The following is a 22,541-nucleotide window of genomic DNA, read 5'->3' as shown; positions in this document are numbered from 1 at the left end:
AAGAAATGACTTGAGCTTGCGAAAGCATGAGTCTTTAGGTAAAATATAAAAGACGAATGAAGTACTTCCACAACGAAATCGAAGCCAAATGGCAACAATACTGGGCAGAGCATCAAACTTTTGCCGCATCGAATAACTCCGAGAAACCCAAATATTATGTGTTGGACATGTTTCCCTATCCGTCGGGAGCGGGCTTGCACGTGGGGCATCCGCTGGGGTACATAGCTTCTGATATTGTAGCCCGTTATAAAAGACATCAGGGTTTTAACGTGTTGCATCCGCAAGGTTACGATTCGTTCGGGTTGCCGGCGGAACAGTACGCGATTCAAACGGGACAACATCCGGAGAAAACAACTCGTGAAAACATTGCCCGTTACCGCGAGCAGTTGGATAAAATCGGTTTTTCGTTCGATTGGAGCCGTGAAGTACGCACGTCAAATCCTGATTACTACAAACATACCCAATGGATTTTTATTCAGTTGTTCAATTCTTGGTACAATAAAACTTCCGATAAAGCCGAAAGCATCGAAACCCTGACAGTGCAATTCGAGCAAAACGGGAATGCGAATGTAAATGCCGTATGCGATGAAAATGTGCCGAGTTTTACCGCAGCACAATGGAACGCTTTTTCTTCTGAAGAACAACAAAGCATCTTATTGCAATACCGATTAACCTATTTGGCGGAAACCGAAGTCAACTGGTGTCCGGCTTTGGGAACCGTTTTGGCGAACGACGAAATCGTGAACGGCGTTTCCGAGCGCGGCGGACATCCGGTGATCCGTAAAAAAATGACGCAATGGTCGATGCGCATTTCTGCCTATGCCGAGCGTTTGTTGCAAGGTCTGGAAACCATCGACTGGACCGAATCCCTGAAAGAATCGCAACGTAACTGGATCGGAAAATCGGTTGGGGCTTCTGTTACTTTTAATTTGAAAAACCACGAGGACGTAATCGAAGTGTTTACCACCCGTCCTGATACCATTTTTGGCGTAACGTTTATGACGTTGGCACCGGAACACGAATTGGTGGCCAAAATCACCACACCGGAGCAAAAAGCAGCAGTTGAAGCATACGTGGAAGCTACAGCCAAACGTTCCGAGCGCGAGCGTATGGCCGATGTGAAAACCATTTCCGGCGTGTTTACCGGAGCGTATGCCGAACATCCGTTTACCAAAGAAGCCATTCCGGTCTGGATTGGCGATTACGTGTTGGCGGGTTACGGAACCGGAGCAGTAATGGCCGTTCCGTGTGGCGACGAGCGCGATTATGCGTTTGCGAAACATTTCGATTTACCGATTAAAAACATCTTGGAAGGCGTGGATATTTCCGAAGCCGCTCATGCCGATAAAAACACCACGATTTTAGCCAATTCCGAATTCTTAAACGGTTTAAGTTACAAGGAAGCGACGAAAAAAATCATCGAAGAACTGGAAAAAATAGGCGCCGGAACCGCGAAAGTAAATTACCGCTTGCGCGACGCCGTTTTCTCAAGACAAAGATATTGGGGCGAGCCGTTCCCGGTGTATTACGTAAACGGCTTACCGCAAATGATTGCCAAAGAACACTTGCCAATCGTATTGCCGGAAGTGGAAAAATACCTGCCAACCGAAGACGGACAACCGCCATTAGGCAACGCTTCCGTTTGGGCTTGGGACACTGTTAGCAATTCAGTAGTGGCCAATGATAAAATCGATCATCAAACCGTATTTCCTTTGGAACTGAACACCATGCCGGGTTGGGCGGGAAGTTCCTGGTACTGGATGCGTTACATGGACGCGCACAACACCAACGATTTCGCTTCAGCGGATGCTTTGAAATACTGGGAAAACGTGGATTTGTATATCGGCGGAAGCGAGCACGCAACCGGTCACTTGTTGTATTCCCGTTTCTGGAACAAATTTTTGAAAGATCGCGGTTTTGCACCTACGGAAGAACCGTTCAAAAAGCTGATCAATCAGGGGATGATTTTGGGGATGAGTGCTAAATTTTATGTGGTAAATCCAAGTAGCTTTGAATATAAAGTATTCAGCACGCCAATGACTTCTTTGCCAAGAACAATTAGTAATAAATCTTTTATAATTAGTTCAAAAATTTTCAAAGAATCAAAGATTCATAGAGATGGATTGTTTCCAGTGTTGGAGAATGAGAATTTAAGAGTTACTATTAGAGATTTTGTCAAAAGTAATATTTCTGATAAGGACATAAATAGAATAAAAGATTTATTCGCGTTAAAGGATATTGATAGAAATTTGATTGATATTTCAGAATTCTTGCCTTTCTATGAGTTAAATGTGGATGTCGATTTTGTTGATCCAATCACTAATGAATTGGATTTACAAAGGTTTTTAAATGACAATAAGTTCTCGCAATATAAAAATGCCGAATTCATTTTAGAAGACGGCAAATACATCGTAGGACGCGAAGTCGAAAAAATGTCCAAATCCAAATACAACGTAGTCAACCCGGACGACATCTGCAACGAATACGGCGCCGACACCTTACGTTTGTACGAAATGTTCTTAGGACCTTTAGAACAGGCAAAACCTTGGAACACAGCCGGTATTACAGGAGTCTCCGGATTCTTAAAAAAACTATGGCGTTTGTATTTCGACGACAACGGTTTCATCGTAACTGACGAAGAGCCGACCAAAGACATGTACAAATCGCTGCACAAAACCATCAAAAAAGTAACGGAAGATATTGAAAACTTCTCGTTCAATACGTCGGTTTCGCAGTTTATGATTTGCGTGAACGAATTGGCACAGCAAAAATGCCATCACCGCGCGATTTTAGAACCGTTGGCGATTCTGGTGTCGCCATACGCGCCGCACATCGCGGAAGAATTGTGGTACAATCTGAAATTGAAAGATTTAAAAATTGAAGAATTAAAAGATTATAAAGGTATTTCAGAACAACCTTTTCCGAAATTCGACGAAAAACATCTGGTGGAATCCGAAAAAGAATATCCGGTGTCGTTCAACGGAAAAATGCGTTTCACGATTAAATTGCCTTTAGATTTAACGGCAGCGGAAATCGAGGAAATCGTCATGGCCGATGAAAGAACCCAACAGCAATTGCAGGGACGCACGCCAAACAAAGTAATCATCGTGCCGGGGAAAATCATCAACCTGGTAGGTTAATTTTTACCGCAGATTCGCAGATTGTAAATATTTTAAAATAATATTTTGCTGTACAACCTGCGAATCTGCGGTTTCTGAATCAGAAAAGCAACAATCCCGAATTCTAACAAGAATTTGGGATTTCCTTTTGTAACCTTTTTGTATTTTTACGTATAACAGCAAACAAAAATGCCAAACTGTCACGAAATGAAATTTGGCGCACAGTTTGCAATAACCCAAGTACAAATTAAGTAAACACAAAACCATGATTGGATATTATATTTTATTAGGAGCCATCGCCTTGGCGAGTTTTTTAGTAAGCGCACGACTGAAGAGCAAGTTTGAGCAGTATTCCAAAGTGCATTTGCGCAACGGCATGTCCGGAGCCGAAATTGCCGAAAAAATGTTAGCCGATAACGGGATTTACGACGTAAAAGTCATTTCCACACCCGGTCAGCTTACCGACCATTACAACCCAGTAAACAAAACCGTAAACTTAAGTGAAGCGGTATACAACCAACGCAATGCCGCAGCAGCAGCCGTAGCCGCGCACGAATGCGGTCACGCCGTACAACACGCCCAAGCCTATGAATGGTTAACCATGCGTTCCAAAATGGTGCCGATGGTCAACGTATCGTCCAGCCTGTCCCAATGGTTAATCATGGGAGGACTGATTTTAGGGTTCGGGGCGAAATCTTCCATTGGTTTTTACGTAGCCGTAGCCGGATTGGTGTTAATGGCGGTAGCCACCGTATTCAGTTTCATTACTTTACCAGTAGAATACGACGCGAGTAACCGTGCCTTAGCGTGGCTGAAAAACAAAAACATGTTAAGCCAGGAAGAATACGCCGGCGCCGAAGATTCTCTTAAATGGGCGGCCAGAACGTATGTAGTCGCTGCTTTGGGTGCTTTAGCTTCGCTACTGTACTGGGCGATGCAGATTCTGGGAAGAAGAGACTAAAAAAACAGTTATAAAAAAAGAAATCCGTTACGAGCGTAGCGGATTTTTTTGTTTGGGAGCGAATGGTTCGGGAGGAGTCGGCAAACCCTGTTCCCGCTTTCCGCTGTACTTCGTGCCGCTGCAATCGGGGCTAGGCAGCAAACTATTTTACTTTTTGTGTCTTCTCAAATAACTAAATAACCAAATCCCCAAATCACAACTGTATCTGCCGTTCAATCTGCTGTTCCAGCGAAATATACGTTTCCGTGCGCGACACCCCGTCAATCGACTGGATTTTTTTGTTAAGTAATTGCATTAAATGTTCGTTGTCGCGGCAGATGATTTTGATTAAAATACTCCAGTTTCCGGTGGTGTAATGGCATTCCAGCACTTCCGGGATTTTTTTAAGTTCTTTCACGGCTTCTGAGTTTCGGGCGGCTTTGTCCAGGTAAATGCCTACGAAAGCCATCGTGCTGTAACCCAAAACCTTGGTGTTTACAATAAACTTCGATCCGGAAATCACGCCGGCCTGTTCCAGTTTCCGCAGCCGCTGGTGAATCGCCGCACCGGAAATGCCTATCTTGTTAGCAATCTGTAAAATAGGTTTTCGGGCGTCTTCCATTAAATCCCGAAGGATTTGTTTGTCAATCCCGTCGATTTCAATTTGTAGGTGATTTAACTTCATTTTTAAATTTTTGAAAGCTGTTGTGTTATTAATGGTTTAAATATAATGATAATTTTCTGTTAAAACTTAAAAAATCGCAAAAGTGTAAAATTTTACGCATCTATAAAAAAGGAAAGAAAACGTTTTCAGTAGGATGTAAAACTTTGAAAATCAAATTACACAGCTAACCCCAAAATCTGGTAAAATGAAAAAACTTAACTACACCTTGTGCCTTCTTGCGATACTCTCGCTGAATACAACACTTTATGCAACCCCGGTAAAGAGCATTGAAACCGTTCAGGAAAAACCTGTTTCCAAGGCTTCGGTTGAGAGCCAGATTAATAATATGCTTCAAAAATCGGTCGATTATCAGGATGTGAAACTGGTTAAAAAAACACTTCTGGAACAATTAAAAGCCGATTTTCAGGTTTTTTTGGCCAAATCCGAAGATGAACTGGAATTAGTACAGCAGGCACTAAATCAAAAAGTCAATCAGCTGCAATCAGTACAAGCCGAAAACGCTAAATTAAAATCTGAACTTGCCCAAGTGCAAGCCAGCGGCGGGCAGGTTGATTTTTTCGGAGTATCCCTTTCCAAAGACCTGTACCATTCCGTTATGTGGACATTGGTGCTAACCTCACTGATAGCTGTTGCGGTTCTGATCCGAAAATTTATAAGAGCCAACGAGATAACCCAAAACTCCAAAGGATTGCTCAGAGATTTAGAAGATGAATATGAAGCGTTTAAACGCAATGCCATCGAAAGAGAGCAGAAACTGCGCCGTCAGCTGCAGGACGAAATCAACAAACAGAAAAAATCCGCCGAATCGAATATTGAATTGCAATCAAATTAAAAACAAAAAGTCCCGATAAGCATCGGGACTTTTTATTATTTGTAACCTTTGTAAGGCACTGCTTTTTCGTGAAAAACCACGCCGTATTCTTCCAGTTCTTTCAGAATTGGCTGGTAGACTTCTTTTTTAATGGGCAATTGTACGCCCGGCGTTTTGATGTTGCCGTTCAGAATCTGAAGGGTAGCCATCGCCACCGGTAAGCCAACGGTTTTTGCCATGGCGGTATACGTCTGGTCGTCGCCAATGCAAACCATGGTTGAGTCGATTTGTTTTCGTTCGCCGTTGATTTCGTAACCGAATTTGTGGTACATCACTATCATGTCTTTGTCGTGCGGTTCCAGTGTCCAGCTGTCGGTTAGGATTTTCTCTAGAATTTGTGCCGGTGTGGCATTTTTCAGTCCGATAATTTTGTTCGGATTGAAAATGTCCAGTTCGACCAATTTGTCCCACATCACATCGTCCTGATCGATTTTCAGCTGGTGGCGCAGCTTGATTTCCACAGAATCCGAAGGATGGTACGGTAAAAACAAATTGACAAACTCACGGTAACTCATCGTTTCGGAATCGTCAATCACATACGTATCATCGGTCATACCCAATTGCACAAACATGTCCCAGGCTTTGGAATAGCCCACGCGACGAATCGTACCGCGGTAAACGGTTAACGCGTCGTCCAGGCCGTAAACGCTTCGGTATTTCAGCGAATCGCGGTTGGCATAGCCTTCAAAACGGCCGTAGCCTTCCACTTCCAGGAATTCGGTTCTTCTGAATAATTTATGGTACGGAATGTATTTGTATTTGCCTTCCTGAATGAATTTTGCGGCACCGCCCTGTCCGGCCAAAACCACGTTTCTCGGGTTCCAGGTAAATTTGTAATTCCAAAGGTTGTTATCGGATTCCGGTGCTACCAAACCGCCGCAGAACGATTCAAACAAAATGGTGTGTCCGCCTTTTTCCTTGATTTCATCCAATACTTTCATGGCGCTCATGTGATCAATTCCCGGATCCAGACCGATTTCGTTCATGAATACTAGGTTGTTGGCTTTTACCTCGGCATCCAATGCCTGCATCGCCTCCGAAATGTACGAAGCCGTAACCATGTGTTTTTTAAACTGTACACAGTCTTTGGCTACGTCGATGTGCATGAAAGCCGGCAACATCGAAATCACAATGTCCGCTTTCTGAATTTCCGCCTGACGTTGTGCCACATTGGCAATATCCAGCTGAATGGCTGTGGCATTGGGATGGTTGTTGGTTTTGCGCTGCGCCAATTCCAGCGATAAATCGCCAATGGTAAGGTGCAGGTTTTCCGAAACGGATTTGTCTAAAAGGTATTTGATAAGCGACGAAGCAGAACGGCCTGCTCCGATAATCAGAATATTTCTCATGGTTTTAACAATAGGACACAAAGGTATGAATTTGAACCTATAAAAGTTAGAAGATTAACAATTACATAAGGGCTTGTTAAATTCCGGTGTAATTTACTCTAAATCACCTTCTAAGTTTTCCAGTTCTTCCAGTTCCTTTTTGTCTTCTTCTTTGGATTTTTCGATGGTTTGCTCAAATTGCGCGTCTTTGGCCACTTCTTCCTTAACCAAAAGCTGTTTTCCGATAACGGCAACCAGACAAATTGCTGCAATGAGCAACAGTATTTTCGGCAACTTCTTGCTGTCGGCATCCGATTTTTGCAGGGCTAAAAAACTAAGAAGTAATGCTATGGCAATGGGAAGCACTGCGATGGTTCCCAAAGGCAATACGCTAAAAACAACGCTTAAAAGCGTAAAAACAGAAGCGAGGATGATGAATGTTTTTCTCATGGGTAAAACGATTTAAAGGCCGCTGGCGCTGGTCAGGGTTAATTGTCCGGTTCCTACGGGAATGCTGAATTTGATTAAAGCCGGTATTTTTTTGGCATCGGCCGTAAGCCAGATTAAATTGGCGTCTTTTCCTTTCAGCGCCTGGGTTTTAGCACCGATAGCGATTTTATGACAGTTCTTTTTGCCCAGATTGCCGGCATTAGCACTTTCAATACCCATGTATTTGACGGAAACCGGAATTTCCTTTTCGTCAAAAACAATGGTAAACGATTGGGTCTGCCCGACTTTCATTCCGCTGAAATCCAGGGTTCTTATTTTATACAGCAAACTCACCACATCCTGCGCGTTCGGATTGATGCTGAACGTGCGGGTTCTTTCCGGCATGTTCTTTTTGTTCAGCGTGCTGGTAATGGTTTTGCCGCCGTTTTTGAAAACGTATTTTTCTTTTTTGGTATAGCCGCCTTCGCTGATGTTGCGCTTGTACAAACTCGGTTCCAGGGTTTTCGGATTTACATACGACTCATACAAATCCCGGATTTTAAAAAACGAATCCCATTTGCTGTACGTCGCCGCCTGACAGCTTAGATGAAGGTAATTGTTTTTGGAAGTGGAAACGGTTTCGACTTCCATGGTTACCTGTGCCAGTTGGGTCATTAGGCCGCTCATGTTGTACGAGCCGGAATAAATCAGTTTTTCTCCGGATTTGATGGTTTGTCCATAGCTGCTCACGGAAAGCATAACTGCTAAAGCGGATAGGAATACAGTGGTTTTTTTCATGTTTTTCACAAATTCTGTGCAAATGTATGATTATTTCCTTTTCTAAAGTTTCAGATGTCATTCATAACAAATAAATTTGGGTTTTAGTATAACTTAAATACCAATGGATAAGAAAATCATTGCGGTTGCTGCTTTTATGGGAGCGGTAGCCATTATTTTGGGAGCTTTTGGCGCCCACGGACTGAAAGAAATTTTAAGTGAAAGCCAACTCCTTACTTTTGAAACGGGTGTTAAGTATCAGATGTACCATGCTTTGTTTCTGCTTTTTGTCGGGACTACAGGTTTATTGTCGGAAACCTCTAAGAAGAAAATACTGTGGCTCACTGGGTTGGGCGTTTTGTTTTTTTCGGGGTCGATTTACCTGCTTTCCACAGCAACGGCAACGGGTTTGGAGGTGAAATTTCTGGGGCCGGTAACACCCATAGGAGGGATGTTGCTGATAGCGGCATGGATACTGCTTTTCGCTAAAATTTTTAGTAAAAAAACAGATTAATGGGTTAAAAAAAATATATATAAAATTAAATTTTTAATTTTGCGTTCTTAAAAACAAACAAACAACACATTTTTAATTATGAATGTTACCAAAACCATTTCATTAGAGAAATACGGAATCAGCAACACTGTTGAAGTTATTTACAATCCGTCATACGATTTCTTGTATAATGAAGAGTTAAATCCAAGCCTGGAAGGTTATGAAAAAGGGCAGTTGTCGGAGCTTGGTGCTGTTAATGTAATGACAGGTGTTTTCACGGGAAGATCCCCTAAAGATAAATATATTGTAATGGATGATGTAACCAGAGATACCATCTGGTGGACATCTGAAAAAGCGGTAAACGACAATAAGGCTATTTCTCAGGATACCTGGAATGCTTTAAAGGAAACTACAGTTAAACAACTTTCAGGAAAAAGATTGTATGTGGTGGATGCTTTTTGCGGAGCGAACGAAGACACTCGTTTAAAAGTACGTTTTATCATGGAAGTGGCCTGGCAGGCGCATTTCGTGAAAAACATGTTCATCCGTCCAACGGAAGCAGAACTGGAAAACTTTGGAGAGCCGGATTTTATTGTAATGAACGCTTCCAAAACAACTTTCAAAGATTACGCAGCGCACGGATTGAATTCCGAAGTGTATATCGCCTTTAACCTTACCGAAAAAATCCAGTTGATTGGAGGAACCTGGTACGGCGGAGAAATGAAAAAAGGGTTGTTCTCGATGATGAACTACTACTTGCCGTTAAAAGGAATCGCTTCAATGCACTGTTCGGCGAACAAAGGCAAAGATGGTGATGTGGCCGTATTCTTCGGATTATCCGGAACCGGAAAAACCACGTTGTCTACCGATCCGAAACGCGAATTAATCGGAGACGACGAGCACGGTTGGGACAACGACGGCGTATTCAACTTCGAAGGGGGTTGTTATGCGAAAACCATCGACCTGAGCAAAGAAAATGAGCCGGATATTTACGGAGCCATCAAAAGAAATGCGTTGTTGGAAAACGTAACCGTAGATGCTAATGGCGTTATCGACTTCAAAGACGGTTCGGTTACACAAAACACCCGTGTTTCCTATCCGATTGACCATATTGAAAACATTGTTAAGCCGGTTTCCAAAGCGGGTCACGCATCCAAAGTAATCTTCTTAACGGCAGATGCTTTCGGCGTAATGCCACCGGTTTCCAAATTGACGCCGGAGCAAACCAAATACTATTTCTTGTCCGGATTTACGGCAAAATTAGCCGGAACCGAAAGAGGCGTAACGCAACCTGAGCCAACATTTTCAGCGTGTTTCGGTAAAGCGTTCTTATGCTTACACCCAACCAAATACGGGGAAGAATTGGTGAAGAAAATGGAGCAACACAATGCTACCGCATACATGGTAAACACAGGATGGAACGGAACCGGGAAACGTATCTCCATTAAAGATACCCGTGCCATTATCGACCGAATCTTAGACGGTTCCATCGAAAAAGCAGCAACGCAAATCGTGCCGATTTTCAACCTGGCCGTGCCAACTGCTTTAGAGGGTGTAAATACCGAAATCTTAGATCCGAGAAATACGTATGCTGATGCTTCCGAATGGACAGCAAAAGCTGAGGATTTGGCAGGCAGATTTATCAAAAACTTTGCACAGTATACCGACAATGAAGAAGGTAAAAACCTTGTAAAAGCCGGTCCGCAATTGTAAGAAATACAAATTAGACTATAGTTAATCCCAATCGAAAGGTTGGGATTTTTTTTGTTAAGTTTACCAACAAATACGTGTTTTTAGTAAAGCCTGAGTAGTCTGGACGGTATAGTCTTGAAATAAAAAAAGCAGCCATTGGCTGCTTTTTTTGGTCTTTATATTGTAATGTTATTTGTCTTTGGATTCTTTGTTGACTTTTGTGATGTATTTTTCCAAAGCCATAGTCATCGAAGGGGTTTCCGGGGTTGGTGCCATGATGTCTACGCGTAAACCGTGCTCCAAAGCTTCTTTCTGTGTAGTGCTTCCAAAAACAGCGATTCGGGTATTGTTCTGTACGAAATCCGGGAAGTTTTTAAACAACGATTTGATTCCGGTCGGGCTGAAAAATGCCAATACATCGTAATACACATCCGCTAAATCGGAAAGGTCGCTCATTACGGTTCTGTAAAACGTACCCGGTGTCCAGTCTACTTTAAGGCTGTTAAGCGTTTGCGGGATATCCGCATTCAGCTGGTCGGAAGACGGTAACAGGAATTTTTCGTCTTTGTATTTTTTAATCAGTGGCGACAAATCCGCAAAATCTTTCTGACCCACATATATTTTGCGTTTTCGGTACACCACATATTTCTGAAGGTAAAAAGCAATGGCTTCCGATTGGCAGAAATATTTCAAATCTTCCGGCACTTTATAGCGCATTTCTTCGGCTACTCTAAAGAAATGGTCGATAGAATTCTTGCTGGTTAAAATAATTGCCGTGAAATTGTTTAAATCGATTTTCTGCGCTCGAATCTCTTTCGCCGGAACGCCCTCAACGTGAATGAATGGTCTAAAGTCGATTTTGATTTTCAGCTTCTGCTGAAGTTCAAAGTACGGTGAATTTTCCACTTTAGGCTCTGGTTGTGATACCAGGATAGTTTTTACTTTCATATGTAAAAAAATCTATTATTCTATCTTTTTGTAAACCAATAATACATGAAATAATAGGGCGCTATTTCAAGTGTGCAAAGATACAAAATAAAATAAAAGAACTTACTGAGGATTAAGTTTTGATAATTTTTCAATGAAAAGAAATAAGTTATTATGTTTATTATCAAAATGATAGCGATAAGGCTCAGAATCAAAGTTTTTGATAAAAAATCATTGTAAAAAAGAAACAGGTTGATGGGTAAGATCAACATTCCGATATAAGTCCTGTAGTTAACTTTCTGTAAATTAAACTGTTCGTTAAAATCTTCAATGGAAAAAGTGGTGGCAATGATTTTTTCGACAAGGTATTTCGACAGGATAAACACGCCCAAAAGCGTTGTAATCTGAATAAAGGAAATCCAGTTGGTTTTGGTAGTTATCCCGAAAACACTCAGTGTCAGCTGAATTAAAAACGCAAAGGAAATCAGTTGTACCACAAACATGGAAATGGTGAACCAGCTTTGCATGTTGCCGCTGTCCTTGTAAATTTTAAGGTATTTGTCGGAAATGGCAATGCGGACAAATTCGTTGAAACGTACCTCAAAAACTGCCCGGTTTACAGCAATCAATGCAAAACACAGGACAAACAATACTGTTGCCCAGTCTTTACTTTCCGTAATTCTTTCGTTTAATACTAAATCCATCATTTCGACTGTAAAAGTACTAATTTTTAATTGCAATTATTTTATTATAATTTTATTGTGAAACAAGCGTTAGAAATACATTATTTTTGCACGTAAAATTAAACAGCAAATGGGCAAAGGGGTTGTCATCATTCCGACGTATAACGAAATTGAAAATATCGAAAGTATCATCAAAGCGGTATTTTCCTTAGCAACACCTTTCCACGTTTTAATTGTAGACGATAATTCGCCCGACGGAACCGCCGCCAAAGTAAAGGAGCTGCAAAACGATTATCCGCAACAGCTCCATCTGGAACAACGGGAAAAAAAAGCAGGATTGGGTACTGCGTACGTGCACGGTTTTAGATGGGCATTGGAACGCGATTTCGAATACATTTTCGAAATGGATGCCGATTTCTCCCATAATCCCGCCGATCTGGAAAAACTCTACCAAGCCTGTAGTGAAGGTGCCGATATGTCTATCGGGTCGCGTTATGTAACTGGAGTGAATGTGGTCAACTGGCCGTTAAGCCGCGTGTTGTTGTCCTATTTTGCCTCGATTTATGTAAACCTGATTACCGGGATGAAAATTCACGACACCACAGCCGGTTTTGTGTGTTATAAACGAAAAGTTTTAGAAACCATCAATCTCGACCGCATTACCTTTATCGGTTATGCGTTCCAGATTGAAATGAAGTACCGTACTTTTTTGAAGCAGTTCAAAATCGTAGAAGTGCCCATCATCTTCACCGACCGGACCAAAGGGCAGTCGAAGATGAGTAATGCTATTATTAAAGAAGCGATATTCGGCGTTATTTCGCTGCGCTTCCGTAAAATGTTTAACCGTTTGTAAACATCATGAACAGCACACTTATAAAAAATGCAAAGATTGTCAATGAAGGAACCGTTTTTGAAGGCGATCTGCTAATTGAAGGCGAATTCATTAAAGAGATAGGAGAAAATATCAGTGTAAAACCGAATTTCACCGTCGTGGATGCGGAAGGCAGTTACCTGATTCCGGGCGCCATCGACGATCAGGTGCATTTTCGCGAGCCGGGCTTAACCCACAAAGGCGATATCGCTTCCGAATCGCGGGCCGCTATAGCCGGAGGCATCACGTCTTTTATCGAACAGCCCAATACCGTGCCGAATGCCGTGACCCAGAAACTGCTGGAGCAGAAATACGACATTGCCGCTCAGAAATCGTTTGCCAATTATTCGTTCATGATGGGCGGAACCAACGACAATCTGGAGGAAGTGCTGAAAACCAATCCGCGGAATGTGGCGGGCATTAAGCTGTTTTTAGGTTCTTCCACCGGGAATATGCTGGTAGACAATGAAGAAGCACTGGAAAAGATTTTTTCGAGCACCCCGATGTTAATCGCGGTACATTGCGAAGATGAAGCGACGATAAAAGCCAATCTGGAACACTACAAAGCGCAATACGGCGACAACATTCCGATGGGATTTCACCATTTAATCCGAAGCGAGGAAGCCTGTTACCTGTCTTCTTCCAAAGCGATTGAACTGGCGAGGAAAACCGGAGCGCGTCTGCATATTTTTCACGTATCGACCGCGAAAGAAACGGAATTGTTCACCAATAAAATTCCGCTGGAAGACAAGAAAATCACCGCGGAAGTCTGTGTACACCATTTGTGGTTTACCGACGAAGATTATAAGACCAAAGGCACGTTAATCAAATGGAATCCGGCGGTAAAAACCCAGGCCGATAAGGACGGGTTGTGGAAAGCGCTTTTGGACGACAGAATCGATGTGATTGCCACCGATCACGCGCCGCATACTTTTGAAGAAAAACAAAATCCGTATACGTCTGCGCCTTCGGGAGCGCCTTTGGTGCAACATGCCGTAGTCGCGATGTTTGAGGCACATCTGCAGGGAAAGATTTCTGTAGAGAAAATCGTGGAAAAAATGGCACACAATCCGGCGAAAATCTTTAAAATTGAAAAACGAGGCTTTATTCGGGAAGGCTATTTTGCCGATTTGGCGATTGTCAATACCACGGCACCCTGGACGGTTAACAAAGAGAATATTTTGTACAAATGCGGATGGTCGCCGCTGGAAGGAACCAATTTCAAATCGCGAATTTCACATACGTTTGTGAATGGCCATTTAGCGTACCACCACGGAAAAGTGAAAGAAGAACATTATGGGCAACGTTTATTGTTTGAAAGATAGAAAAATGAAAAAACTGTTTGTGTTTTTAGGGTTGATGCTGATGATTTCCTGCAACGACAAAGCTGTGGAAAAGCCGGCTAATCTTATTGAAAAAGAGGAGATGATCAACATTTTGTACGATATCACGTTGCTGCAATCGGCGGAAAATGTAAATACGGCAAAACTGTATGAGCAAGGCGTTAAGGCAAATGAGTTTATCTACAAAAAATACAACATAGACAGCGTTACCTTTGCGCAAAGCAACCGCTATTACGCTTCCGATCCGCACAATTATAAAAAAATGTTCGGAGAAGTGTACCATCGTTTCGAATTAAAACAACAGGAGATGGACGAAAAAACGGGTAAAGCCACTACACCTTCAGATGCGCCTGCGATACAGTAATCAGGTACTCCCGCATCGGCTTAAACGTATAAGGCAATCGCCCGGTAATTTTGGAATTGTCATAAATATCCAATGAATGGGAAGATTTTGCAGTGGCTTTCGTAAAAGTTCTTTTCCGGAATAAAAGTTTTGAAAGCAACCAGTCGGCACGCCAGGCGAGAGCCGTCATAAGAGGGCTTGCATAAAGGTAAGGCTTTTTTTTATGCATGGCATCGGCAATAATGTTAAGCAATACCTGAAGACGGATGTTTTCGGATACAATCGTGAAACGTTCCCCAAAAACATTGTTGTCCATTAGTTGTATCATGATGGCTACGAGGTCCTCCACAGAGGTAATTCCGGTAGAGCCTTTGGTGTAAAAAGGAAAGCCATTCCGGATTTTTTGCAGCAATTCGCCACTGCCCGAATCAAAACCTTTTCCGAAAATCACACCGGGATTTACCACGACGACATTCAAACCTTCCTGCGAGGCACGCCAGACTTCCATTTCTGCGCCGTATTTGGTCAGGGCGTAATCACCGTGGTTTTTCTCAGGATTCCATTCGGTTTCTTCCGTAATCAGGTTTTCGCCTTCCCGGGTGTCGCCCAAGGCGGCAATCGAACTCACGTAACAGAATTTGGTTACCCCGAAATCCAAGGCGCAGTTCACCATATTGGCCGTTCCTTCGATATTGACTTTTCGCAGGGCCTCTTCATCACCCGGATCAAAAGAGATTAAAGCGGCACAATGGTACACGACTGTGATGCCTTGAAACGCTTTTTCCAACGCCGGAATGTCGTTGATATCGGCTTCCATCCATTCAATCTTGTGGAACAGTTCCTGCTGGTTTTCCAGCTTGAAAAGATTCCGGGTCTTTTCGATGCTTTTTTCCGAGCGGTAGATTGCCCGGACCGCTTCATTTTTCTGAAGTAAGTGCAGCAGGAGATGGGCTCCCACCAAACCGGTTCCGCCTGTAACTAATATCATGTTGACAAAGATAAACAGATTGCCGGATTATTGGAATTTTAGAAACTTAAGATTTTCATATTGTGCATTAACCCTTATCTTTGCGTAAATTTTAAAAGCATGAAAAATATTGTTGAAGAATTACGCTGGAGAGGTTTAGTGCACGATATGATGCCGGGAACGGAGGAGCAACTCACTAAAGAACCGACCGCTACTTATATAGGGTTTGATCCCACCGCAGACTCGTTACACATCGGAAGTCTGGTGCCGATCATTTTGTTGGTGCACCTGAAAAACTTCGGACACAAACCCGTGGCTTTGGTAGGCGGTGCTACGGGGATGATTGGCGATCCGTCCGGAAAATCGGATGAGCGTAATTTGCTGGATGAAGCCACCCTGAACAAAAATGTGGAAGGTATCAAAAAGGTTTTGTCCCGTTTTTTAGATTTTAATGCTACCGGTCCCAACGCGCCGATTTTGGTGAACAATTACGACTGGATGAAAGACTTCTCTTTTATCAACTTTGCGCGCGACGTAGGGAAACGCATCACGGTGAACTACATGATGGCCAAAGATTCCGTGAAAAAACGTCTGAACGGAGAAATTGGCGAAGGCATGTCGTTTACCGAGTTTACGTACCAGCTGATTCAGGGGTACGATTTCTACCATTTGTACAAAACACACAACTGTTTGTTGCAGATGGGCGGTTCTGATCAGTGGGGGAATATTACTACCGGTACCGAATTGATCCGCAGAATGGGAGGGGAAGGCGCCAAAGCCTATGCGATGACCTGTCCGTTGATTACCAAAGCCGACGGTTCCAAATTCGGAAAATCAGAAGGCGGTAATGTTTGGTTGACGGCAGATAAAACGTCGGTGTACAAGTTTTACCAGTTCTGGCTGAACACGACCGACATCGACGCGGAGAAATACATCAAAATTTTCACCTTTTTAGGTCAGGAGGAAATTGAAAAACTGATTGCCGAGCACCATGAAGCGCCGCATTTACGTGTGCTGCAGAAGCGTTTGGCCGAAGAAGTAACGACTTTTGTGCATGGCGAAGAAGAGCTGGAAAAAGCAATTGAAGCCTCGGCAGCGTTCTTTAGTCCTACGATGGAGGCACTGAAAAAATTGGATGACAAAACCTTTTTGGAGGTGTTTGAAGGTGTTCCGCATGCCGAAATTGCCATGGCAGATCTGGAAGAAGGACTGGATATGATTGCCGCGCTTTCGGCTAAAACCGGCTTCTTGGCTTCAAACAGTGATGCGCGTCGCGAATTAAAACAAAACGCTGTCTCCCTGAACAAAGAAAAAGTAGGCGAAGATTATAAAATCACCCAATCCGATTTGATTAACCACAAGTTTTTGTTATTACAGAAAGGAAAGAAAAATTACTACGTAATAAAGGTTAAATAATACCGAAGTAATTGTTTTTGATTCGTGAATTCGTGGCAGTAAAGTTTTAAGGCTACGAATTCACGATTTTTTATAAGTAAAATGCACTAAGCGTTACATGACCATCAGGTTACAACCGCGAATATCCGAATTGTCAAAACGTCCTAACACTTCAAACGAATGGTTGGGATATTTTTTACCCAAATCCTGCGTTGCGATAAACGAACAGGAATTCACATTGGCCAGATCAATCACGTTGATACCGCCGGTTTTGCCTTCCGCAACATAGCTTAAAGCGTCTTCCGTATCGCGGATTAAAATTTCCATCCAGGGCGGGCATTCAAAAATACCATCACCCAGCGAATACGCCTGCGATAATAATTCCGTCATTCCGTATTCCGAATGGATTTTGGAAACGCCGAAGCCTTTGCACAGTATTTCGTGCAGTTCTTCGCGGATGATCTCCCTGCGTTTGCCTTTCATGCCGCCGGTTTCCATGATGATAGTGTTTTTCAGCTGAAAATTTTGCTTTTCAATCAAGTCCAGCAAAGCATACGTTACGCCGATCAGTAAAACATTTTGACCGGATGCATCCAATTCGGTCAGTTTCTGGATTAATTCGTCGTAATTGTTCAGATAGAAACCGCTTTCCGGTTGGTTGGAATGTTCGATTAAATTTTCCACCATATAAATCAAGGAAGAACCTTCGCGCTCCAGATAGGACGGCAATAGCGCCAGTACGACATAGTCTTCAATATTGCCGTAAAATTGTGAAAATGCCAGGCGGAAACTTTCTTCGTAGAAATTCAGATCGGTTACTAAGTGACGGCTCGTTGTCATGCCAGTGGTTCCGCTGCTGGTAAAGGTAACCTGAACGGGTTCTGCGGAACTTAAAACCTCATGTGATTTGAAGAACTGAATTGGCAAAAACGGAATTTCCTGTAGCGATTTCACATTGGTTTTGTCTTTTTTCAGTAAATCACAAAAATTTCGGTAGACCGTATTGTTCTCGTATTGATAACGAAACACTTTGAGCGTGAGCTTCTCAAATTCTTTTTTGGAGCTGATGTGAAAAATATCCGAAGTGGTAAACATGCGGCAAAGGTACAAATAAAAAAGCACCAGCTTTCACCGGTGCTTTCTTTGTAAGGAGAAAAAGAATTATTGGATTACTAATTTTCTGGTAGCCGTTTTTCCTTCTTCAGTAATTTTAACCATGTAAATACCTGCATTCAATGAAGAAACGTTAATGGTTTCGTTTGCTGTCGTAGTGTTTAAAACTTCTTTTCCAACTACATCATAAATAGTGATGTTTTTAACACCGTTAGCGGCAGTAGTGATGTATAAGAAGCTGTTTGCCGGGTTAGGGTAAACGTTTAAACCGTTTATTTCGTTATCTTGTGTAGATCGTGAAGTAGATTTGATAAAATTATAATTATGCGGTTTTCTCGGAGGGTTATTTTTTTCTGATAATGCAGAGATATATCTATTAGAAGTGCCATCACAATTTTCAATTCTGGCTAAAAAAACTGCCCCACTTTTTATATGAGAATCAGGTTGTAAAAGAATATGGCTACCTGCTTTTAACGAAACATCTATACCTGAATTTACGGAGTAATTGTTGTTGGTAACAATATTATCAGATGCGTTATAAACAACTGAACTGCCCGTCTCTGTATTTGAGAAAACTAAAGAAACCGGGCAGCAGTTTTCTAAAATTTGCGTATCAAATTCTTTTTGACATCCAAACTCATTTGTAATGGTGGCTTTTAATATTCCGGGTAACTGTGTCCAGGCAACCAAAACATTTTCCTGGTCATTACTTCCCTGAATTGTTCCGGAACCTCCGGTTATAGTCCAAATAACAGATTGCCCTTGTTGTAAGTTGATGAAATTATTGGTGATATTTTCACCACTATCTGCACAAGTGTCACTACTGCCTGTAATAGTATTAGTTGTATTGTTAATTACAATTTGCTTTTGTGCTATTACTGTACCGGAGCTATTTTTTAATGTTACGGTGAAAGTATATTGAGGATCGTTCCCAACTGTAAATGTATGTGTCGGATTTGCGGCAGTAGATGTGTTATTTGATCCTGATGCAATATCTCCAAAATCCCATGAAAAAGATTGTCCGTAATAATCCGGGAAAAATTTGTATGTATTACAACCTTCTAAATAATGCGAAATAGAGTTTGTGCTATTTATGTATGCGGTGGATTGTTGCGCATCAATCATATTTGGCAATCCAAAGCTTAAATATTGATTTCCGCCGGGATTCTTTTTAGGGCCGTAGAAATAATAATTGCAATTATTGTAATTATCAGTAGTACAAAGGTTGTTCGGGTTGTGGATGACCTTTAAGCAATCAGAATAAGTTCCATCAATATATATTTTCCCATCAGGGCCTAATTGCATCTGTCCTAATACTTTTGGATAATTTTCCGTTGCCACTAAAATTTTTGTTTGATCAGGATCGGTGGAATTTAAATTTACCTGGTACAAACGTCTTTGCGCCTCAATATAGTATAGTAAATTGGAATCCGGGCTAAAACTTGCACTTTCATTTATTCCCATAGGGTCATAAGAGATTAATTTTGGATTATTGATAATTCCTTGTGCTTTATTAAAATCAAGAATAAAGGAGCTCGATCCCCAGTTTGGGTTATACATAAAAATTTTATTTCCATTTGGTGAGGCCTCTAACATGATAAGATTGGTTTCTATATTTAACGGAGAAAGATAATGGCTGTGATATTTTATGCCGGATATATTGTCAAATAGAAATACGGCTATATAGGTTTTATTGTCAACACCTTTCAAAGTAGTAAGAATCCAATAAGATTCCTCATTTTGTGAGTTGTTCTTTTTAATGGCAGTTATGCCGCTTCCATTGTAAAACGCTCCTAATTGTGTTTGAAAAAAAGAACCCATGGCAGAATCAAAAATGGGTTGTCTTATAGAATTCATTGATATGTTTCCTGAATTTTCCTGGATTTCGCTAAATCTGAAACCATGAGAATCGTTAAATGACTGGACTGTGGTTTTAATGGTATTAGAAAAGATGTAATATTTATCTGTTGAATTTGGCTTAGGGAGTATTAATGTTGAAAAGCCTCTGCCTTGCCAGGGATCTAAAGCTATTGGTGTTGTATTTATGGCACTTGGGGTGTTGTTGTATACGTATGTTTTATCTGTGAAAAATAATAGATTGCCATTGCTGTCGTTTTGGTTTGCAATCGTATAGGGATTAATGATTTGATTATTAGGAAAACCAGGATCAAAAACAGGGACTCCGGTATTAAATTTTAAAAGATTGCTTGAACTTACAATCCATGTTCCTTGTGAGCTTTGAATTGGTTGGCAGGCTGTTATATAGATTTTTTTAGTACTTGTAGAACTTACATTATCACTGTTACGGGTTACTGTAAGAGTTACGGTATATGGGGAATTGGCTGCGCTTTGATAGCTGTGCGCCGCAGATGGAGTTGTGGCAATATTATTTGGAGAGGAAGGGTCTCCAAAATCCCAGATGTAGCTGTATTGTGAAGTACTGGTATATGGCGAACTAAAAGTAATTGTATTGTTTGTGCACGACAAATAAGAACTAGGATTAATTGCGGAAGAAATTAAATTAGCAGAACAAGCTCCCACATCGACCAGATTTTCTGTTGAAAAAAGAACGCTCCTGAAGCTGCTTAATACGGCAAACATCCTGTCAGCTTGTCCTTGTGTAAAATGATCTTTGCAAGGATCAACGGTGTAGCCCATAAAATTTGACAGATCGTCATTGTCTGCATTTTCAGGACAGCTGTTTGTAACAGTATTGCAATTTGCCATAGGGACGCTCGATTGGGGAGTGTCACAAACCTTGTCCCCCTTATCCAGGCATGTTCCGGATTCTGAACCTTGACATCCTTCATGGAAAGTATGGTATAATCCAAAATAATGGCCTACTTCATGGATTAATGTTTTTCCCTGATTGTAATTCGTTAAGCAATTAGGGCAGTCTGCGGCATTTCCTATGGTGTTGTATTTAACCACTATCCCATCCAGTAATGATGTTGTTAAAGGAACCGGAGCATATCCTAATATGCCTGTTGGCTGGTTATTGTCCAGGATATCTTTTACGATCCAGATTCTCAAAAACTTGTCAGAGGTGATGTTGTAGCCGGCAGTACCTGTAATTAAGGCCTGCTGGCTGGCTGCTGTATTAATGTTATGATTGGCAAGAGTGGAGCTTAATACATGAATTATCCCAGGAGTGGTCTGAACGGAATTACCTACCGTAGGCAAAGTTGGGCTTGCCCCCAATTTAGTTGCCAGGCAAAAATTTATGTTGTGCGGAGAAAAATAGCTGTTCAGGGCTGTCAATTGACTTTGAACTTGCGAATCCGGAATATTGGAAGTTCCTCCGTCATGAACAACATAAAATACGACAGGTATTGTGATATTATAACTGCCTGATTTCATCAGAGGTACTTTTTCATACTCTTTTTTATATATTTTTTCAAGCTCCTCTAACTCAAAAACAATGTTCGGATTTTCCTTTATGCTTTTTTCGTGAAGATAATCAGTGCCGCAAGGAGCGATTCCTTCTCCGGCAGATGAAGTTGTTTTTTGCGAATAGCTGCTTACAATCAAAAAAGCGTTTAAAAAGAAGAAAAATAATTTTTTCATAAAATAGCTTTGAAATGATTATTTGTTATTATCTTCTAATTCCTTCAAACGTTTTTCCTGTGCTTCCAGCTTTTTATTAAGCGCTATGATATACAAGGTTAGCTCCTCAATTTTTTCCTGTTGTATTTTTGCCATTTCGCCAAGCTCAATACCTTCTTCTTTTACTTTTTCAGCAGAAGGTACATTTGGCAAGTGACCTTTATCTTTAATGTGTTTTTCAACTTCTTCAATAGATGGTAGCTTGTAATCCTCGCTAAAGACGTAGTCTGCCCATTCTGATTGTAAGTTCACTCTTATTTCTTCTGATAATATACCTCCTTTTACGAACAAATTATAATTTGTTAGGTTTATGCCACCAGCACTGGTTGGATAATTGCCAAATCCAAATCCAATACCTACTTTTGCGTTAAATTTCAGTTTGTTTTCAGCAAAATCACCCCAAATGAGTTGCTTTTCTTCATTATTGGCGATGACTAATTTATCACTTCCGGTTTCTGTAAAGCCGGAAGAAGTGCCGATAAATACATTTCTAGAGGTGTTTATTCCGGCTTCAGGAGCACTATTGTAGCCAATACAAACATTAAAGTTTCCTTCTGTTGAGCCGACAAGGGAGCCTATCAATGTGTTACCGCTTCCGGTGCTATATCCTCCAGCATATTGTCCAATAAAAGTGTTACCCCAACCCGTTGAGGAATTACCTGCATAATAACCGTAGAATGTATTTCCTCCACTTGTTGATGTGCCTGCGTTCAGCCCACCGCTTGTTGCTATAGCATCCGATTGTACGTTTTGGGCTGAACTGAATAGTGCAACCAATCCAATTAATGAAGTGAATAATGTTTGAGTGATTTTCATGTTTGTTGTGTTAATTGGTTTATGGATAATATTGTGCTGAAAGCACAACTGTTTTCTAATTGTGTATTGGTTGGCGATTAGAGGTGGTTAATCAAGGGTTTAAGAATTGTTTGATTTCAATTAGTTCTCTGTTTTCAAAAATA

19 protein-coding genes are annotated in these 22,541 nt (G+C 41.5%); 9 read left to right on the top strand and 10 right to left on the bottom strand.

The genetic code is table 11. From position 1 onward, the window contains the following. Nucleotides 1–56: 56 nt before the first annotated feature. Together G498_RS0104450 and G498_RS0104445 are read left to right on the top strand one after the other, a co-directional pair. Nucleotides 57–3,140 carry a leucine--tRNA ligase gene (locus tag G498_RS0104450; RefSeq protein ID WP_026980050.1) on the top strand — a complete coding sequence of 1,028 codons (3,084 nt, stop codon included), beginning with the start codon at nt 57–59 and terminating at the stop codon, nt 3,138–3,140. A 244-nt stretch (nt 3,141–3,384) separates the two neighbouring features. Next, complete coding sequence (locus tag G498_RS0104445) at nt 3,385–4,080, top strand: zinc metallopeptidase (protein ID WP_026980049.1); 696 nt, start codon at nt 3,385–3,387, stop codon at nt 4,078–4,080. Nucleotides 4,081–4,273: 193 nt separating this feature from the next. On the opposite strand, the gene G498_RS0104440 is transcribed toward G498_RS0104445, so the two are convergent. Continuing rightward, nucleotides 4,274–4,744, bottom strand: coding sequence for an Lrp/AsnC family transcriptional regulator (locus G498_RS0104440; RefSeq protein ID WP_026980048.1), 471 nt, complete (start codon nt 4,742–4,744; stop codon nt 4,274–4,276). Nucleotides 4,745–4,928: 184 nt separating this feature from the next. On the opposite strand from G498_RS0104440, the gene G498_RS0104435 reads away from it, so the two are divergent. Beyond that, on the top strand, nt 4,929–5,576 hold the full coding sequence (locus tag G498_RS0104435) for a hypothetical protein (protein ID WP_026980047.1): 648 nt from the start codon (nt 4,929–4,931) through the stop codon (nt 5,574–5,576). A 35-nt stretch (nt 5,577–5,611) separates the two neighbouring features. Here the strand turns inward: G498_RS0104435 and G498_RS0104430 are convergent, their stop codons facing one another. The 3 genes from G498_RS0104430 to G498_RS0104420 all read right to left on the bottom strand — a co-directional run bounded on the left by G498_RS0104430 (nt 5,612) and on the right by G498_RS0104420 (nt 8,170). Beyond that, complete coding sequence (locus G498_RS0104430) at nt 5,612–6,964, bottom strand: saccharopine dehydrogenase family protein (protein ID WP_026980046.1); 1,353 nt, start codon at nt 6,962–6,964, stop codon at nt 5,612–5,614. A gap of 93 nt (nt 6,965–7,057) precedes the next feature. Continuing rightward, nucleotides 7,058–7,393, bottom strand: a complete 336-nt coding sequence (locus tag G498_RS0104425) for a hypothetical protein (RefSeq protein ID WP_026980045.1) — start codon at nt 7,391–7,393, stop codon at nt 7,058–7,060. A gap of 12 nt (nt 7,394–7,405) precedes the next feature. Further along, entirely contained in the window at nt 7,406–8,170 is a 765-nt protein-coding gene (locus tag G498_RS0104420) for a DUF3108 domain-containing protein (RefSeq protein WP_051269719.1), read from the bottom strand. 103 nt (nt 8,171–8,273) lie between these two features. Here G498_RS0104420 and G498_RS0104415 point away from each other — a divergent pair, with 103 nt between their 5' ends. Both G498_RS0104415 and pckA read left to right on the top strand, forming a co-directional pair. Continuing rightward, nucleotides 8,274–8,663 (top strand): DUF423 domain-containing protein, encoded by a 390-nt coding sequence (locus tag G498_RS0104415; protein WP_026980043.1) that lies wholly within the window; start codon nt 8,274–8,276, stop codon nt 8,661–8,663. Nucleotides 8,664–8,741: 78 nt separating this feature from the next. After that, nucleotides 8,742–10,355, top strand: coding sequence for a phosphoenolpyruvate carboxykinase (ATP) (gene pckA, locus G498_RS0104410; RefSeq protein ID WP_026980042.1), 1,614 nt, complete (start codon nt 8,742–8,744; stop codon nt 10,353–10,355). A 168-nt stretch (nt 10,356–10,523) separates the two neighbouring features. On the opposite strand, the gene G498_RS0104405 is transcribed toward pckA, so the two are convergent. Together G498_RS0104405 and G498_RS0104400 are read right to left on the bottom strand one after the other, a co-directional pair. Further along, on the bottom strand, nt 10,524–11,282 hold the full coding sequence (locus tag G498_RS0104405; protein WP_026980041.1) for a uroporphyrinogen-III synthase: 759 nt from the start codon (nt 11,280–11,282) through the stop codon (nt 10,524–10,526). A gap of 20 nt (nt 11,283–11,302) precedes the next feature. After that, nucleotides 11,303–11,968 carry a DUF4271 domain-containing protein gene (locus tag G498_RS0104400; RefSeq protein ID WP_026980040.1) on the bottom strand — a complete coding sequence of 222 codons (666 nt, stop codon included), beginning with the start codon at nt 11,966–11,968 and terminating at the stop codon, nt 11,303–11,305. A gap of 106 nt (nt 11,969–12,074) precedes the next feature. On the opposite strand from G498_RS0104400, the gene G498_RS0104395 reads away from it, so the two are divergent. The 3 genes from G498_RS0104395 to G498_RS14665 are packed head-to-tail and all read left to right on the top strand — an operon-like array spanning nt 12,075 to nt 14,522. After that, nucleotides 12,075–12,797: a polyprenol monophosphomannose synthase gene (locus G498_RS0104395; protein ID WP_026980039.1), complete on the top strand. Its 723-nt coding sequence runs from the start codon at nt 12,075–12,077 to the stop codon at nt 12,795–12,797. A 5-nt stretch (nt 12,798–12,802) separates the two neighbouring features. Next, entirely contained in the window at nt 12,803–14,140 is a 1,338-nt protein-coding gene (locus G498_RS0104390; protein ID WP_026980038.1) for a dihydroorotase, read from the top strand. A gap of 4 nt (nt 14,141–14,144) precedes the next feature. Continuing rightward, entirely contained in the window at nt 14,145–14,522 is a 378-nt protein-coding gene (locus G498_RS14665; protein WP_051269718.1) for a DUF4296 domain-containing protein, read from the top strand. On the opposite strand, the gene G498_RS0104380 is transcribed toward G498_RS14665, so the two are convergent. Then, the gene (locus G498_RS0104380) at nt 14,491–15,489 is read right to left on the bottom strand and encodes an NAD-dependent epimerase/dehydratase family protein (protein WP_026980037.1); all 999 of its coding nucleotides are present in this window, start codon (nt 15,487–15,489) and stop codon (nt 14,491–14,493) included. The genes G498_RS14665 and G498_RS0104380 overlap by 32 nt on opposite strands. A gap of 99 nt (nt 15,490–15,588) precedes the next feature. Between G498_RS0104380 and tyrS the strand changes: the two genes are divergently transcribed. Beyond that, nucleotides 15,589–16,884, top strand: a complete 1,296-nt coding sequence (tyrS, locus tag G498_RS0104375; protein ID WP_026980036.1) for a tyrosine--tRNA ligase — start codon at nt 15,589–15,591, stop codon at nt 16,882–16,884. Nucleotides 16,885–16,977: 93 nt separating this feature from the next. On the opposite strand, the gene G498_RS0104370 is transcribed toward tyrS, so the two are convergent. From G498_RS0104370 to G498_RS0104360, 3 genes are all read right to left on the bottom strand, one after another. Next, on the bottom strand, nt 16,978–17,958 hold the full coding sequence (locus G498_RS0104370) for a LuxE/PaaK family acyltransferase (protein ID WP_026980035.1): 981 nt from the start codon (nt 17,956–17,958) through the stop codon (nt 16,978–16,980). A 66-nt stretch (nt 17,959–18,024) separates the two neighbouring features. Then, a complete protein-coding gene (locus G498_RS0104365; RefSeq protein WP_026980034.1) occupies nt 18,025–21,543 on the bottom strand; it encodes a M43 family zinc metalloprotease in 3,519 nt (1,172 codons plus the stop codon). Between the two features lie 18 nt (nt 21,544–21,561). Continuing rightward, entirely contained in the window at nt 21,562–22,398 is an 837-nt protein-coding gene (locus G498_RS0104360; RefSeq protein WP_026980033.1) for a hypothetical protein, read from the bottom strand. Between the last annotated feature and the right edge of the window lie 143 nt (nt 22,399–22,541).

Source organism: Flavobacterium suncheonense GH29-5 = DSM 17707 (genome assembly GCF_000430025.1).
Classification (GTDB): Bacteria; Bacteroidota; Bacteroidia; order Flavobacteriales; family Flavobacteriaceae; genus Flavobacterium; species Flavobacterium suncheonense.
This window is presented reverse-complemented; position numbering and strand designations above follow the sequence as displayed.

What these genes read in the sequence shown, in the direction of transcription:
- G498_RS0104360 (WP_026980033.1), bottom strand. Translation starts at nt 22,398, where the DNA reads ATGAAAATCACTCAAACATTATTCACTTCATTAATTGGATTGGTTGCA.
- G498_RS0104445 (WP_026980049.1), top strand. Translation starts at nt 3,385, where the DNA reads ATGATTGGATATTATATTTTATTAGGAGCCATCGCCTTGGCGAGTTTT.
- G498_RS0104370 (WP_026980035.1), bottom strand. Translation starts at nt 17,958, where the DNA reads ATGTTTACCACTTCGGATATTTTTCACATCAGCTCCAAAAAAGAATTT.
- G498_RS0104365 (WP_026980034.1), bottom strand. Translation starts at nt 21,543, where the DNA reads ATGAAAAAATTATTTTTCTTCTTTTTAAACGCTTTTTTGATTGTAAGC.
- G498_RS14665 (WP_051269718.1), top strand. Translation starts at nt 14,145, where the DNA reads ATGAAAAAACTGTTTGTGTTTTTAGGGTTGATGCTGATGATTTCCTGC.
- G498_RS0104420 (WP_051269719.1), bottom strand. Translation starts at nt 8,170, where the DNA reads ATGAAAAAAACCACTGTATTCCTATCCGCTTTAGCAGTTATGCTTTCC.
- G498_RS0104405 (WP_026980041.1), bottom strand. Translation starts at nt 11,282, where the DNA reads ATGAAAGTAAAAACTATCCTGGTATCACAACCAGAGCCTAAAGTGGAA.
- G498_RS0104415 (WP_026980043.1), top strand. Translation starts at nt 8,274, where the DNA reads ATGGATAAGAAAATCATTGCGGTTGCTGCTTTTATGGGAGCGGTAGCC.
- tyrS (WP_026980036.1), top strand. Translation starts at nt 15,589, where the DNA reads ATGAAAAATATTGTTGAAGAATTACGCTGGAGAGGTTTAGTGCACGAT.
- G498_RS0104450 (WP_026980050.1), top strand. Translation starts at nt 57, where the DNA reads ATGAAGTACTTCCACAACGAAATCGAAGCCAAATGGCAACAATACTGG.
- G498_RS0104380 (WP_026980037.1), bottom strand. Translation starts at nt 15,489, where the DNA reads ATGATATTAGTTACAGGCGGAACCGGTTTGGTGGGAGCCCATCTCCTG.
- pckA (WP_026980042.1), top strand. Translation starts at nt 8,742, where the DNA reads ATGAATGTTACCAAAACCATTTCATTAGAGAAATACGGAATCAGCAAC.
- G498_RS0104440 (WP_026980048.1), bottom strand. Translation starts at nt 4,744, where the DNA reads ATGAAGTTAAATCACCTACAAATTGAAATCGACGGGATTGACAAACAA.
- G498_RS0104400 (WP_026980040.1), bottom strand. Translation starts at nt 11,968, where the DNA reads ATGATGGATTTAGTATTAAACGAAAGAATTACGGAAAGTAAAGACTGG.
- G498_RS0104425 (WP_026980045.1), bottom strand. Translation starts at nt 7,393, where the DNA reads ATGAGAAAAACATTCATCATCCTCGCTTCTGTTTTTACGCTTTTAAGC.
- G498_RS0104390 (WP_026980038.1), top strand. Translation starts at nt 12,803, where the DNA reads ATGAACAGCACACTTATAAAAAATGCAAAGATTGTCAATGAAGGAACC.
- G498_RS0104430 (WP_026980046.1), bottom strand. Translation starts at nt 6,964, where the DNA reads ATGAGAAATATTCTGATTATCGGAGCAGGCCGTTCTGCTTCGTCGCTT.
- G498_RS0104395 (WP_026980039.1), top strand. Translation starts at nt 12,075, where the DNA reads ATGGGCAAAGGGGTTGTCATCATTCCGACGTATAACGAAATTGAAAAT.
- G498_RS0104435 (WP_026980047.1), top strand. Translation starts at nt 4,929, where the DNA reads ATGAAAAAACTTAACTACACCTTGTGCCTTCTTGCGATACTCTCGCTG.